Genomic DNA, 15,117 nt, shown 5'->3' on the forward strand with positions numbered 1-15,117 from the left:
GCTTATTCTCCTGTTAGTGGATTATAAGCAGTTACACAGAGTTTGGGAAACTCCCCCACTTTCAACAGAAATACTTAAAGTGTAAGCTCCATTTTCTGCTTTCGCTAGCATACGAAGATCATAAAAGATGATTTCTTTATCCATATTTTTTCCTAATCAGCTTTCCCTTTCTGCGCCTCAGCAATCAACTCATGAATCTTTGCGCTTTCTCTTAACACACAAGCCTCATAAGCCGACAGCTGCTCATGTTCTTGTTCTTTTTTTATTTCCTGTTCTTGCTCCTGCCTTGCTTTTTCTTCCAGATATTTCTGTAGCTCGTCTTGCTCATTTTTCTCGTTGTATTGTGAGTTGCTCATGGCTTATGTCTCCTACTATTTTTTTATCCATTAATAAAAGTCATCACGACCAGCATACTTCTTATTGAGTGCACGTAGTATCGCATACGTTTCTAAATCCAGCTCGCCCGTTGGCTGCTGCGGACGGAAATGCAATTGAAAGGCATACACGACATCGCGACTGGCTTTATCCCACGCGTCTGTGTCATTGATTTGATAACCATAATCGCGAAACGCTTGCTTAATCTCAGGTATCGTTGCCGCGGCAAACGCGTCTTGATTCATAAAGAATTGCTTATCAAACTCATCATACCAAGCCCCAATGCCGTACTCCTTATGCAGTCGCTCCCAAGGGAATTTAGCACCAGGATCGATTTTACGCGACGGTGCCATATCCGCATGACCGATGATATTCTTTGCTGAGATATTATATATTTTCGCCAAGTCTTGTACCAGCTGCGCTACTTTTCGAATCTGAACCTCATTAAATTCGACATAGTGCTCATAAGGATGATAGTCGAGCGCACCGCTTTTTAAGGCGTCTCGATATTCAGGTTTGATGCCTGGGTTGACAATCTCGATGCCGATAGAGGTATCGTTGAGTATCGTTCTACCAGCAAAACCGCCCGTGCCAGCATGCCACGCGCGTTCGCCCTCGGGCACTAAGTTATAAATTTTATTATCGTTATTATCCAAAATCAGATAGTGAGCGCTGACGTCACCAGTAGTCAAAAGCCTAATAGCGCGGGCATTATTACTCACCGTATAATGCAAAATAATGGTTTTGATACGCTCGCTTTTGCCCGTAGCTTGATAGGTTTCGCTATCGATGACGAAAGGCTCGCTGGTCGCTATTTGGACATTATGAGTGGTCACGCAGCCAATGAGGGGCAGCGTTAAGGCACATGCGAATGCTAAAAAGATATTTTTTGCCATGAAATGCTAACCCTTCCTAATTTTCTTTGCTAAAACCTTTTTCCAGCTTTCTTCTAAACATTCAATCGCCAGCCACGGCTCAATCACTTTTGCTGCAAACTTCTCTTTTGAGTTTGATAATTGCCATAGCTTTTCAAGTGTCGCAAAAGGATAGGGGCGTTCGATGAGATAAACCGGCAAATCAGCGTGAATCATACCATCACGTACAACCTGAAAATACCAGCCAGCGATACCTTGTTTGGTCACCCAAGAGGCGATATTTGGCACTTTGTTCAGTTTAAACTGTCCGATTTGGTCATTGATTTTGTAGCAGGGGCGGCGAGGTTGCACGATGCGAAGTTGGACGCTGTTGTTATTATCAGTATTGCCATATTGCCCACCGTATTGAAAAATATCCCCAATACACACCGTCGACTCATCCATTGCAGGCAGGCCATTGACCGCCTCAGTCGTTAAGTTTTCACCCAGTGTGCCAACGCGTACCTTTAAGCCAAACTCTGTATTTATCTTGTCATAAGTTGACGTCGCTAGCTGATGTACAGCTTTTAGCGGGCCGCCATGATGGCGTCTATCGGCTTGTTCATCAGTGCTCAGACCCATGAAGTTGACCGCAACCGCTTCTTTGATGGGTGCCTTATCAATGGCGCTCATCTGCTCACGGGCAAATGGCATGGCTTTGCCAGCACGCACGCAGGTTAAATTGGCGATATGTAGCGGTAAAGGTTGATTGAAATCAGCACTATTTTTTTGGCTAGAAGATGCTATTTGCTCTATGCTCATGGATTATCCTAATCGATAGGGATTTATTAGGCGAGTGGTTAACTCATTAGAGGTGTTAAAGATGGCTATTATCTTAGCCTAATCGGGCATGTGATTATATGGCTTTAGCGATTTAACCTTTATCTGTACCAAATTTTAAACAAAAAAAGACCAGAGTTGACTCTGGTCTTTTTTTAAACAGTGCTGTTAACAAACAAGATTATTTATTTTTATTACGGCGACCTGCGGTTTTCTTCTCACGCGGTACAGCGACCAGCTCAGCCAATTGATCAGGTGACGACCATAGGCCTTCTAAGTCATAGAACTCACGCGCAGCTGGCGTCATCATATGCACGACAACAGAGCCCAAATCAATCAGCGTCCAGTCAGAATCGGTACCGCCTTCACGGCCAAGTGGCATAAAGCCCGCTTGCTTAACTTCAGCGCCGACGCTGTCTGCCATCGCACGGACGTGGCGTTTTGAAGTACCGTCAGCGATGACGATGCGCTCCATCACGTCCGTTAGATTTTCTACGTTTAAAACAGTGATATTTTTTGCTTTCATATCGTCAAGCGTGTTTTCGACTACCGCTAAGCATTCTTTTAAGCGTTCTTCAGTCATGGTATTGGTCATAAATGGTCTTCTCTTCAATCATAAATATTAAAAATAAAATAGTAAATCATCACATTGCTTGCTCACGAGCCCTTGAAAAATAGGTAAATAGGCAGGTGTTTTTACGGCAACATGGATAAAATAGGTAAAGTTAAACGTATAAGGCGATTTTAACGGAATTGAGCAGCAGAATATAGCTGATGGTCGATAATATATTGATAAACGGCAGGATTTAGCCATTTAGCGAACGAATTGGGTACAGTCGGGTTAATGATAGCATTTATTGGCTTTAAAGTTGCGTTTTGCGAACCTTGCTTGCGCAGCTGTTGACGTACTTGGGTGCTTGATATCGCTGCCACAGGGCGCGGGTCTATATAAATGCGTCCTTGAGCGGCGTTTTTCAAGTTACTGCTGGCTGTTAAAGATTTTAAAGCTGGCGCGACAAGGTCAGTAGCCGAGTCAGTGATGAAGTGTTGCAATGCTATGGGAAGCTGAGATTGCAGTGCAGTAAGGTTTGACGTTACTAAGTCTTGATTAATAAGCTTTTCTTGTGCAATAGTATTTTCATCATTATTATTAATAATAGGGTCATTTTCAGCAATGCTAAGCCGATTAAATACCCATAAATTGACATGATCGGTCAGCGTCAAACCGTCTTTCCATTTATCCAAACTCTGCGCGCTGTCCATGCCCATGATAAATATCAGGCTATCGTGCGGGTAGCGCGCGCGTAAGGTTTTTACGCTATCAATGGTATAGACCGGCGGCGTTTGCCACAGCTCAAGCTCATTGATTTGTAGCGGGGTATCTTTTATAGCCAGCTTTAGCATGGCCAGACGGTGCTTAGGGTCGGTGCTGTCTGCTTTAAAAGGCGACCGCGCATTGGGCAATAATGACAGCTGTAGCTCGCGCTGTTGCTGCTTTGCTAGCGGCAGTAGACTTTGATAAACATACAGCGCCATTTGCAGATGACCATTATGCACAGGATCAAATGAGCCGCCCAAATAGGCACGAATGGCGGGTTTGGCGTTTTTCGTTAGGTGATAGTCTTTAGAATGAGGCATAAATAAATGAGCAAAAAGCGCTGCGAATGGACAGTGTCGTTAAGTGAACTATAGCATTATTGTCGAGCGCTCAGTAGGGTCGTATGTTTTAAAGCCCTAAAGATTTAACAAAAATAGTCCATAGAAAACCGACCATCATGATGATAGTCGGTTAAATGTATAGCGATTAAGCATGACTGTAAATTATAAGCTGTAACGAGATTAAATCGCGTCGCTATGCGCTTGGATGGCGGTCAGGGCAATGGTATAAATAATATCATCGACCAACGCACCACGCGATAAGTCATTAACGGGCTTATTCAAGCCTTGCAACATCGGTCCGACACTGACCACATTGGCGCTACGTTGTACGGCTTTATAGGTGGTGTTACCAGTGTTTAGGTCAGGGAAGATGAAGACGTTTGCTTGTCCGGCAACCGGTGAGTCAGGGGCTTTTTGTTTACCGACGCTCATGACCGAAGCGGCATCATATTGCAATGGGCCATCGACGGCGAGGTGCGGCGCACGCTGACGGACGATTTCGGTTGCACGAATGACTTTTTCGACATCAGCGCCCGTACCAGATGAACCCGTTGAGTAGCTAATCATCGCCACTTTTGGATTGATACCAAAGGCGGCGGCAGACTGCGCCGATTGAATGGCGATTTCAGCGAGCTCTTCGGCGTTCGGGTCAGGATTAATGGCACAGTCACCATAGACCACCACTTGCTCAGGTAGCAGCATAAAGAACACTGACGATACCAGCGAATACTGCGGCGCGGTTTTAATCAGTTGAAACGCAGGGCGCACGGTATTCGCTGTAGTATGTATCGCTCCAGAAACGAGACCGTCAACCTCGTCCATTTCGAGCATGGTCGTACCTAAATAAACCGTGTCTTTGAGGTATTCAGCAGCGACTTCGGCGTTGGTTTTACCCTTACGGCGCTCGACCACGGCATTGATATATTTATCCATATCAAGGCTATCAGGGTCGATAATCTCAAGGCCCTCAGGCAACACCAAATCGCGATTTTTCACTACTTGCTCGACCTCACTACGCTTGGCAATCAACACGCAGTTGGCGATACCGCGACTTTGGCAAATGCACGCCGCTTCCACCGTACGTGGCTCTGAGCCTTCTGGGAGCACGATACGTTTTTTGGCATTTTGCGCTTTTTTGACCACTTGATGACGAAATGCCGAAGGAGACAGGCGCATCTCATACTCTTGGCTAAAGTACTCTTTAATCCAGTTGAGGTCTAAATGCGCGGCGACATAACGTGCCACTTCTTCAGCGCGCTCGGTATCATCGCTTGGAATCTCAGAGCTCATATACATCAGGCTTTGTACGGTCTCATAACTGTCACTTTCGACACTCATGATAGGGATGCCGGTTTTGAGCGCCGACTGCCAAAGCTCAGCGACGGTTGCGCTTGGTACCACACCGCCCGTTAATACCAGTCCTGCTAAAGGGATGCCGTTGATACAAGCAAGCCCTGCGGCCAACAGTAAGTCGTCGCGGTCACCCGGCACAACGATAAGCGTACCACGTTTAAAGACTTCATCAACGCGAGCGACCGAGCGCGCGGTCAAACTGATGCGGTTGATACGGCGCGATTTTGCCTCACCGACGTTTAACCAAGTGGCGTCGAGCTCAGCGGCGATATCCCACGTACGCGGTACAGAGAGCGAATCACTAAAGGGCACCACGCCGATTAAGCGAAACTCTTCGGTATTAAAGTGCGGTGACAGGCGCTGTACTTCTTGCATAAAGCCCTCGTCTAAATTGACGATGGCTTCGCCTGGGGCGACCATCTGATTTTCGAGGGTGCTTTGGGCGTTTGGCAAATCGTGCATCCGCATCAAGATACAACCAAGCGTGCGCTCACTGGCTATACCGCCAAATTCACGGGCGTAGACGTCAAGCTTGTCAGCCAGATAGGCAGGTTTACTGGTATCGGCGGTGCTGACAAAAATGATTTTAGCATCTAAGGCATGGGCAATGGCGCGGTTGATTTGCGACGCATAAGAGGTCTCAGTCGTCGATACTAAGCCTTCACAAATTACCACATCGTAGTCGTCGCCTAAGGTATGATAATTGACGACTACTTCTTCCATCAAATCATCAAGATTGTCGTCGCCAAGCATACGCTCAAGGCGCTGACGGCTGATAGATTTGGGTGGATTAAGACCAAAAGCGTGCATTGCCAGCGCGCTTGAGCTGTCTAAACTGTTTTGCTTATCTAAGGTATCGTCTTGTAAAAACGGCTTCATAAAGCCAGCTTTGATACCGTTATAGTCAAAGGCGCGAATCAAGCCTAACGCCGCTGACGTCACACCGATACCGCGACTGATGGGCACAAGTAAAAAAGTTTGCATAATGTATCCTACTATTTATTTTATTTTTTAAGCGCGTTTTATCCTTGTGCCATACAAACGCTCCCTGTTTTCTTATGGCACAAGTAATGGTTTGTTTAGCAATCTGATGCTTACAAACCTAAGGCTTCGCGCGTTTCTTGGGCAATGCGGCATTCTTCATCGGTTGGTACCACCCACAGCTCAATGCTGCTATCGTCGGCATGGAAACTGCCTTCTTTGCCACCGACCAAGCTGGCGTTTTTAGTGCTATCTACCTTGATACCAAAATGCGGCATCATCTCTAAAATACGCGTCCGTGTGGTCACTGAGTTTTCCCCAATCCCGCCGGTAAAGACAATGCCGGTAAAGTCAGGTAGCGCACAGCTTAAGCTGGCAAGGTACTTAGCGACGCGGTAGCAGAACATCTCAATCGCAAGCTTAGCATCTTGATGACCTTCATTTGCTGCTTGCTCGATAGTACGTAAATCATTGGATAAGCCTGAAATACCCAGCAGCCCACTTTCGTTATTGAGCATCTTATCGGTTTCTTCTAAGCTCATGCCTAGCTGGCGCTTGAGATGAATATGCAAGCTTGGGTCAACATCGCCGCTGCGCGTGCCCATCATCAGCCCTTCAAGCGGCGTCAAACCCATACTGGTATCGAGACTTTCACCATTATAGACAGCCGTCGCCGAGCAGCCATTACCTAGGTGCGCGGTCAACCAACCATGTGGCGCTTTAGCACTGGTGATTTCGCTGGCGCGTTCTGATACATAAGCGTGCGAGGTACCATGAAAGCCGTAACGACGGATTTTATATTCATCATAAAGGACTTTTGGCAGTGGATAACGAAAGGCAACAGGTGGCATGGTTTGGTGGAAGGCGGTATCAAATACCACCACTTGCGGAATCTCGGGATAAATTGCTTGTACTGCTTCGATACCGAGCGCATTGGCAGGGTTATGGAGCGGTGCTAATACTTTTAAGCGTTTGACTTCTTCTAACACATGCTGATCGACACGCACCGCTTCTGAATACTCGCGGCCGCCATGCACCACGCGGTGGCCGACAGCAATAAAGTGATATTGCTCAAGTAACTCAAGGATTTTTTTCAAGGCCAGTTCATGACGACCGCCAGCGATGGCGATTTCTAGCTTTTCACCATTTAGCGTTGTGTGTTTGATGCGCGCAGTGTCGAGGCCTAAGTTTTCTGCCAGACCTGTGATACGCGTAGCATTGTCTTCGCTGATGAGTGCGTATTTGATTGAAGAGGAGCCGCAATTAAGGACTAAAGTGGGGTTGGTTAGATTCGATGTTTCAGAGTCTTTATCATTAAAATTGGTGGTTACGCCAGCGCTCATACTCTATCCTTAGAAGTTATTTTTTGGGTGGTGATTCGACATCGATAGTCACCGATTACATAAAAAAACCAGCCATATTCTTGTCGCCGTAAGCCAAACAGCTGCCATACGCAACAATCCTATCGCTGATTTTTATCATTGCTGCTGCAAGGGTTCACTATAATGTACCATATTTTGAGGTTTATACCACGATAACTATAAGGCTTTAATTATGCCGTTTTATACAAGTGTACACCGAATACCATCAACCGCTGCCAGAGATAATAGGATAAAAGCTGTTTTTATAAAATTGTAAGTAAGTTTGTCTGTGGTTCTCTGTCTGTAGCTATTGATAGCGTTTATAAAATCCCATTTTGCCTAGCGTTAGTCGTTAATTCTTATAAATTTATGCGCCAATCAGCAGCAGGGGGCGCACAACTTTATCGAATAATGCTATGATTAAAAAATTGTCCTATTTTTCTACTGCAGCCTTATTTTCGCTGATAGTGATTGTTATCGCCTGCAAACCATTGCAAGATGAAAGGTTAGCCATTCTATGTTTACTATACGCCGTACCTCAAATTTTAACAGCGCTAATTTAAGCGTTGACGTCAAACCTGCTGTTTATCAGGTAACCATAGCGACGCTGGTAATCGGGGCAACTGCGTTGGCAGGTTGCGGACAAAAAGGCGATTTGTATTTAGCAGAATCGAGTAGCCAAACGGTAAAAGACAATACGGCTGTGCTTGAGAGCACCAGTCATCCGCAAGATGCCGCCTTTGCTAAGCTCAATGACAATGCAAATAACGAGCCAGATGCCGAAGATTTTCAGCTGCCTGCGCCGAGTACGGATCCTAACGATTATTAATGCTTGTCTATTAGTATTGGTTTATTAAAAGCCAAATATTCAAACGATTCTTAGCCTATTCAAGCTGCTAAACCCCTAAATTGTTTACTCCCTTAATACATTGATTATATTAGAGACAACTTTATGAGTCAGTCAGTCACGACCAAAACTGAGCAAGGATTGTATGTGCATCCTGAAGCCTTAACCGCCCATTTGCCCGCGCTCGATTATCGCGATGGCGCGTTATATATGGAGCAGGTAAGTATTGATGAGGTGGTCAAGCACTATGGTACGCCGTGTTATGTCTATTCAAAACAAGCAATTTTAGACGTTTATCAGGCTTATACCACAAGCTTTGCCAACCTAGAGCATCAAATTTGCTATGCGGTGAAAGCAAACTCTAACCTTGCCGTACTTGGCATCTTGGCGCAAGCAGGGGCAGGATTTGATATTGTCTCACGCGGTGAGTTGATGCGCGTATTGGCAGCGGGCGGGAAAGCTGAGCGCGTGGTATTTTCAGGCGTTGGCAAAACCTATAGCGAAATCGAATATGCCCTTAACCAAGGTATTGGCTGCTTTAACGTTGAATCGATTAGTGAATTGGCGCTGATTAACGAAGTGGCAAAAGCGCTTGATAAAACAGCGCCGATTTCATTGCGGGTCAATCCAGACGTCGATGCCAAGACCCATCCGTATATCTCAACCGGTTTAAAAGACAATAAATTTGGCATCAGCCATGAAAATGCCGTTGCGGTTTATGAACAAGCGGCACAGTTGTCGCATATTGATATCGTCGGTATCGACTGTCATATCGGTTCGCAACTGACCGAGGTCGCGCCATTTGTTGCAGCGCTTGATAAAGTGATTGAGCTGATATATAGCTTGCGAGCTAAAGGCATTAAGCTGCGTCATATCGATTTGGGCGGCGGGCTTGGCGTACGTTATATCGATGAAACGCCAGTGTCTATCGAGGAGTTTGCGCAAGCGTTACTACCCAAACTGGGTGAGCTTGGTTTAACGGTATTCTTCGAGCCGGGTCGTAGTATCGTGGCCAACGCCGGTGTGCTCTTAACTAAGGTTGATGTGTTAAAACCAACCGAGCACAAGAACTTTGCCATTGTCGATGCGGCAATGAATGACTTGATACGTCCAGCGTTATATCAAGCAGAAATGGCGGTGATTCCAAGTGTTTTACCTAAAGAAGGTATTGATAGCGATGACACGCAGCCATGGGATATCGTTGGCGCGATTTGTGAAACCGGTGACTTTTTAGCAAAAGACCGCTTATTGTCATTAGCAACAGGTGATATTTTAGCCATTACTGGGGCTGGCGCCTATGGCTTTACCATGAGTAGCAATTACAATTCACGCGGTCGTGCTAGCGAAGTGATGGTAGCCGATGATAAGCATCAACTGATTCGCAAACGCGAAACGCTTGAATCTTTATATGCTAATGAAGTGTTGTGGCAGGATAAATAACTCTTTTAACCAATTTAGTGCTTACGAGTTTTTTAATTAAAAAAAACCCATTGTGATAACGACAATGGGTTTTTTATTGCCTGCTTTAATGAAGGTTTGGATAAGAAATATTTATTCGGTGATAGAGCTTTAACTTAGCGTTTGATAGCGGTGATAATTATGATTGTATCTGACAGCGTGCTAATATAAGGCATACATAAAAATAGGATAGGATAACAAGGATATGCTAATAGAATTTACAAAAATGCATGGGCTGGGCAATGATTTTATGGTCATCGATTTGGTGACCCAACGCTTAGAGTTGACCAAGGAATTGGTACAGCTGTTGGGTGATCGTCATTTAGGCATCGGCTTTGATCAATTGCTCGTCGTTGAGCCGCCAATGCGCCCCGATGTTGATTTTAGTTATCGCATTTTTAATACCGATGGCACAGAGGTTGAGCAATGCGGTAATGGCGCGCGCTGTTTTGCCCGTTTTGTGCAAGCGCGTAAACTGTCATTTAAGCAGCGTCTGCGCGTTGAAACGGCGAGCGGGATAATCTCCTTAACGACCGACCGTTATGGCTGGGTCGAGGTTGATATGGGTAAGCCCAAATTTGAGCCAAGTGAGATTCCCTTTACCCCAAGAGCGACGACCAAAATCCAAAATGCCTATCATCTAAACGTTAATGGTACGCCGGTGCAGCTTTATGTCGCCAATATGGGCAATCCGCATGCGGTCATCAGGGTTGATAATGTCCTAGAAGCTGATGTTGAGACCTTGGGTAAAGCCATCGAATCACATCCGGCCTTTCCAGAGCGCGTCAATGTCGGCTTCATGCAGGTCATGAATCAGCGTCATATCCGTCTGCGTGTTTATGAGCGCGGCGTTGGCGAAACCCAAGCTTGTGGTACGGGCGCTTGTGCAGCGGTGGCGGTTGGTATCCGTGAAGGCTGGCTTGATGAAGGCGAAGACATACGCGCGCAGCTTTATGGCGGCAGCATGATTATCAAATGGCAGCCGGGTTATTCTGTGATGATGACTGGGCCAACGGCGTTTGTCTATGAAGGGGTGTTTAGCCCAGATGGCTTAATGGCGCAAGCAGGCATTAAGCCTACTCCAGAAGGCTAATAGATAATGACGACAACGCCTAGCTCGAATATTCAGTCAAACATTACATCAAACACTAAATCAAACACTAAATCAAACACATGGCTATCGGCAGAATTGGCAACAACCATCGAAGCAGATAGTACGCTACGTGAACTGCTAGCGCCAGTGCATCGTTGGCTAAATACGCTGTCGGTACGCAATCACTCCGAGCACACATTGGTGGCTTATTTTGCAGGTCTAAATCAATTGGCGCTGTTTTTACGCGGCAAACGTCTGACATGGACGCGTTGTGATAAGCGGCAGTTAGCCCAGCATATCAGCCAACGCCTAGATGAAGATAAGCTGGCACTGGCGAGCGTTCAGCAAGAGCTATCGGCTATCCGTCATTTTTATGGCTGGTTGATAAAAGAGGGTTTAGCGCGTATTAACCCGACTACGGGCTATCAGCTTAAGCGCAGCCCTAGACCGCTGCCGTCTATCGCCGATGTGGATTTATTGACGCAATTGCTTGACCAAGAAATCCCTGATACGCCAGAGCAGGCGCGCTTGTGGTTGCGTGATAAGGCAATGTTCGAACTGCTTTATAGTAGCGGTCTGCGTGTTGGCGAGTTGGTGGCGCTCGATATGGCCGATATAGACTTGGCTGATTTGCGCGTGCGCGTGACGGGTAAGGGCAACAAAACGCGCTTAGTACCTTTAGGCATCAAAGCCGCCGAGGCGATTAAACGTTATCTACCGCACCGCAATCTTTGGGTAGAGCAGATGGACAATGCGTTGTTTATCAGTGAAAAGTTAGGTACACGTTTATCCACGCGGGCGGTGCAGCAGCGACTCAAAGTTGCGGCTACGCGGGCTGGGATTGCGCAAAATATGTATCCACATTTATTGCGCCACTGCTTTGCATCGCATATGCTATCTGGCAGTGGTGATTTGCGCGCGGTACAAGAAATGCTCGGTCATAGCGACATTAGTACCACGCAGATTTATACTCATGTTGATTTTGCTAAATTGACCCAAGTTTATGATCGCGCCCATCCGCGTGCGTCGCATACGCAAAATGGTGTTGATGTTACTTAAGTTCTGGTCATTTCTTAAGCATTTAATCCTACATTTATGCCAAACGGTGACAGTCAAAGATTGGCATCTTTTGCCGTCCTTGCGCTTGTCCTGCTTTATCTAAGTTTGCTAATACCAAGGCATAATTTTTATTAGCAGAGTTTTTTAAGTCACTATCCTCATAGCTATTGATAATCGTGCCGTCATAAGCAGTAATCGTGCTATGTCCCCATGTTTGCCGACTATCGCCATTCTTATAAAGATGCTCACCACCTTGTGCGGCACCAATCACCATACACTGACTGTCTAATGCCCGCGCGCGTAGCAATAGCGACCAATGTGCCTGTCCCGTTAAATAAGTAAACGCCGATGGCGCACTTAACACCTCTGCGCCCGCCTGCCGTAATCGCTGCGCTAAGGCTGGAAAGCGTAAATCAAAACAGACCATCATACCGAGCTGATAAACGGCATCATTTGCTTCGAGTGGAACCACAACCGTTTGCGTGCCAGGCTCAAAAGTCGCCGCTTCATTATAGCTGCCTTGTTTATCGGCAACGGTTGCAGTGAATAAATGAATTTTGTCGTAGCGTGCCACACGCGTACCATCGGGCGCAAATAGCTGACTGACTTGACGTAGCCTTCCATCGGGCACGATGACGCCATCAGGGCGATAAGGGCAGGGCAGCGAGCCTGCTAATAGATAAATACCAAAAGCACGTGCATACTCGGCCATTGCGTCGGATAGTTCATCAAAACGCTCGGCAGTGGCAAACTGCCGACCCATGCTACAGCAGTTTTCTGGTAAAACGATTAACTGCGCGCCTTGCTTACTTGCCTCGCTAATAGCAGCTTTTATATCGGCTAAATTGGCTTCGATGTCTTGCTGACTGCTCATTTGTACAGCAGCAACGGTCAGCGGTTCATTTTTAGTAATCTCATTCATAATATTATTCTCAATTTTTAAGCTTTATAGGGCTTTACTCTTAGTTATTTTTATTCTGTTATATTTAAAAGCTTGGCATCCCTGCAAAGCTATTGCAGTTTTATAAGGTGAACAAAAGCTAAAAATGGCTTACCTGAACAGAATATAAATTATCATAGCAACATTGTAGCAAAAAATGCTATCGTCATGACCTGATAGGCTAAAGCGCTTATTAGTGATGATAAGCGTTAATAAGCGCAGGCTTTAACCAGCATAACATATAGAATCTCACCACGATCGAAAGGTAATCAGTCACCCATGAGTATGTCGTTTGGATTGGCGACCACGCTAAATACCTCGCAAAAGCTAACCCCGCAAATGCAGCAAGCCATCAAATTGCTGCAGCTCTCTAGTCTTGAGCTTGCGCAGGAGGTACAGGCGAAGCTTGATAGCAATCCTTTGCTAGAGCGTGTGGAAGAGGATGAAGATGACTATGATAATTTCGACAGTTACGACAGTCATAAGGGTGAGCCGCTCAATGAGTTTGGCGAGCCATTAACGCTAGATAGTTGGAACCGAAATGCTAGCGTTGATTCGTTTGCTAAATCTACCCACTCTTTGGATGATGGTTTCGACTATTCTGACAATAGTAGTGATAAATATAGTAGTGCTGAATACAGTAGCGATAGCTTAGATAAATTACAGCAAGCCAGTTTTGATGATGAAGCAATCGACAACCATACCGTAGAGGGCGACGATTATAGCGGTTTTGGCAGCGGTAATTATGCCTCTGCCGCGATAGGTTCAGAGAGTCTTTCATCTCATTCGGCTAACGGCAAAAATGAAGACTTTGATAGCTATCAGGGCAGTACCAGCGCTACCATTCAAGACCATGTACGCTGGCAGCTGAACTTTAAGCGCCTCTCCGAAACAGATACACTTATCGCCGAATATCTCATGGATTCTATGGATGAAATGGGCTTTATACGCCTTGATATCGATGAGTTGTTACAAAGCTTTGATACCATTGCCAGCTTTTATCAATGGGACGAGCGCGTCGAGTACGATGAGGTCATGGCGGTACTGCGCATTATCCAATCGTGCGATCCGCTTGGCGTTGGCGCACGCAACCTCAATGAGTGCTTAGCGCTGCAATTGTCCAAGCTTGATACGAATACAAAATATCTTAAAGAAGCCCAAGCGCTTCTCTCAGCCAGTGAGCATTTGGTCAGCAATAATATCAAAGCCTTGACTGAACTCACCGGCCTCGCGCCTGAACAAATTACTCCAGCGCTTAACCTGCTACGTACGTTAAATCCATCACCCGGCCTACTATTTCAAAGCAGTCAGCCCGATTATATGCAGCCGTCAGAAAGCTACGATATTCCTGATGTATTAGTCACGCCGATTCGCCGCCACAATAGCAATCACACCACTGATAACAAAAATGGAAACGACACGACTGCGCAAATAGATGGCTGGCAAGTGCGCCTCAATCCTGACACTTTACCTAAGTTGCGGGTCAATCAAGAATATGCCAATTTGGTCAAACGTGGCGATGACAGTCCTGACAATCAATATCTGCGCGAAAATCTCACCGATGCGCGCCTGTTTATTCGCAGTATCGAAGAGCGCAATCAAAACCTTTTAAAAGTAGCAACCAGTATCGTACGCTACCAGCAAGAGTTTTTGCAACATGGCGCAACTGCCATGCAGCCCTTGATTTTAAAGGCGATTGCCGAAGAAGTTGATTTGCACGAATCGACTGTCTCGCGCCTGACTACAAGCAAAACCATTTTGACGCCCCAAGGGTTGTTTTCCCTGAAGCATTTCTTCTCATCTCACGTCAGTAGTAGTGACGGAGACATCTCCTCGACCGCCATCAGCGCCATGATTAAACAGCTTATCGCAGATGAAGACCCGAAAAAGCCATTATCTGATAGCCGCATAAAAGATTCTTTATTTGCAGAAGGCATTGATATCGCCAGACGAACGGTAGCCAAATATCGTGAAGCAATGAATATCGGATCATCCACTCAGCGCAAACGAAAATATTAAATGTTGTCATTCAACGACTTATAAATGTCATACCACCAGAATTAAGCTAATTCAAACGTAAATAAAAAATAAAATTTTTTGATTATATAGAAACATTTATGAAACATCATTTTTTATTACATTTACTTACAATTTGATGGCTTGCTACTCTTTGGTTTTCATGACAAATTAGAGTCATACCAACAACGAAAACCCAGTATTGGTTTGGTCGATTTAGTTAATTTAACAAATGATAAAAATGTATTGTAATTTTTTATTTTAATAAAGGAGTAGAAGAA

General features: G+C 45.6%; 14 protein-coding genes. 5 read left to right on the forward strand and 9 right to left on the reverse strand.

Translation table 11 applies throughout. The features are described from left to right. Nucleotides 1-21: 21 nt before the first annotated feature. The 8 genes from JFC07_RS13290 to JFC07_RS08175 all read right to left on the reverse strand — a co-directional run bounded on the left by JFC07_RS13290 (nt 22) and on the right by JFC07_RS08175 (nt 7,405). Nucleotides 22-144, reverse strand: coding sequence for a hypothetical protein (locus JFC07_RS13290; protein ID WP_265090564.1), 123 nt, complete (start codon nt 142-144; stop codon nt 22-24). An 8-nt stretch (nt 145-152) separates the two neighbouring features. Continuing rightward, complete coding sequence (locus tag JFC07_RS08145; RefSeq protein WP_191690133.1) at nt 153-356, reverse strand: hypothetical protein; 204 nt, start codon at nt 354-356, stop codon at nt 153-155. A gap of 30 nt (nt 357-386) precedes the next feature. Beyond that, complete coding sequence (locus JFC07_RS08150; protein WP_198328824.1) at nt 387-1,271, reverse strand: N-acetylmuramoyl-L-alanine amidase; 885 nt, start codon at nt 1,269-1,271, stop codon at nt 387-389. Nucleotides 1,272-1,277: 6 nt separating this feature from the next. Then, complete coding sequence (locus tag JFC07_RS08155) at nt 1,278-2,051, reverse strand: MOSC domain-containing protein (protein ID WP_198328825.1); 774 nt, start codon at nt 2,049-2,051, stop codon at nt 1,278-1,280. A 199-nt stretch (nt 2,052-2,250) separates the two neighbouring features. Then, nucleotides 2,251-2,664, reverse strand: a complete 414-nt coding sequence (gene rsfS / locus JFC07_RS08160; protein WP_068406254.1) for a ribosome silencing factor — start codon at nt 2,662-2,664, stop codon at nt 2,251-2,253. A 149-nt stretch (nt 2,665-2,813) separates the two neighbouring features. Next, entirely contained in the window at nt 2,814-3,707 is an 894-nt protein-coding gene (locus JFC07_RS08165) for a nicotinate-nicotinamide nucleotide adenylyltransferase (RefSeq protein WP_198328826.1), read from the reverse strand. A gap of 201 nt (nt 3,708-3,908) precedes the next feature. After that, nucleotides 3,909-6,065 carry a phosphate acetyltransferase gene (pta, locus tag JFC07_RS08170; RefSeq protein ID WP_198328827.1) on the reverse strand — a complete coding sequence of 719 codons (2,157 nt, stop codon included), beginning with the start codon at nt 6,063-6,065 and terminating at the stop codon, nt 3,909-3,911. A gap of 110 nt (nt 6,066-6,175) precedes the next feature. Beyond that, on the reverse strand, nt 6,176-7,405 hold the full coding sequence (locus JFC07_RS08175; protein ID WP_144297849.1) for an acetate/propionate family kinase: 1,230 nt from the start codon (nt 7,403-7,405) through the stop codon (nt 6,176-6,178). Between the two features lie 535 nt (nt 7,406-7,940). On the opposite strand from JFC07_RS08175, the gene lptM reads away from it, so the two are divergent. The 4 genes from lptM (at nt 7,941) to JFC07_RS08195 (ending at nt 11,880) form a co-directional block, all read left to right on the forward strand. After that, the gene (gene lptM, locus JFC07_RS08180) at nt 7,941-8,252 is read left to right on the forward strand and encodes an LPS translocon maturation chaperone LptM (RefSeq protein ID WP_191690119.1); all 312 of its coding nucleotides are present in this window, start codon (nt 7,941-7,943) and stop codon (nt 8,250-8,252) included. Nucleotides 8,253-8,375: 123 nt separating this feature from the next. Continuing rightward, nucleotides 8,376-9,710 carry a diaminopimelate decarboxylase gene (gene lysA, locus JFC07_RS08185; protein WP_198328828.1) on the forward strand — a complete coding sequence of 445 codons (1,335 nt, stop codon included), beginning with the start codon at nt 8,376-8,378 and terminating at the stop codon, nt 9,708-9,710. Between the two features lie 223 nt (nt 9,711-9,933). Next, on the forward strand, nt 9,934-10,821 hold the full coding sequence (gene dapF, locus JFC07_RS08190) for a diaminopimelate epimerase (RefSeq protein ID WP_144297846.1): 888 nt from the start codon (nt 9,934-9,936) through the stop codon (nt 10,819-10,821). Between the two features lie 6 nt (nt 10,822-10,827). Continuing rightward, nucleotides 10,828-11,880, forward strand: a complete 1,053-nt coding sequence (locus JFC07_RS08195) for a tyrosine recombinase XerC (protein ID WP_198328829.1) — start codon at nt 10,828-10,830, stop codon at nt 11,878-11,880. 34 nt (nt 11,881-11,914) lie between these two features. On the opposite strand, the gene JFC07_RS08200 is transcribed toward JFC07_RS08195, so the two are convergent. Continuing rightward, on the reverse strand, nt 11,915-12,802 hold the full coding sequence (locus JFC07_RS08200; protein ID WP_198328830.1) for a carbon-nitrogen hydrolase family protein: 888 nt from the start codon (nt 12,800-12,802) through the stop codon (nt 11,915-11,917). A gap of 297 nt (nt 12,803-13,099) precedes the next feature. Here JFC07_RS08200 and JFC07_RS08205 point away from each other — a divergent pair, with 297 nt between their 5' ends. Then, nucleotides 13,100-14,839, forward strand: coding sequence for an RNA polymerase factor sigma-54 (locus JFC07_RS08205; protein WP_198328831.1), 1,740 nt, complete (start codon nt 13,100-13,102; stop codon nt 14,837-14,839). Nucleotides 14,840-15,117 lie beyond the last annotated feature (278 nt).

The sequence above is a fragment of the Psychrobacter faecalis genome (assembly GCF_016107575.1).
Classification (GTDB): domain Bacteria; phylum Pseudomonadota; class Gammaproteobacteria; order Pseudomonadales; family Moraxellaceae; genus Psychrobacter; species Psychrobacter faecalis.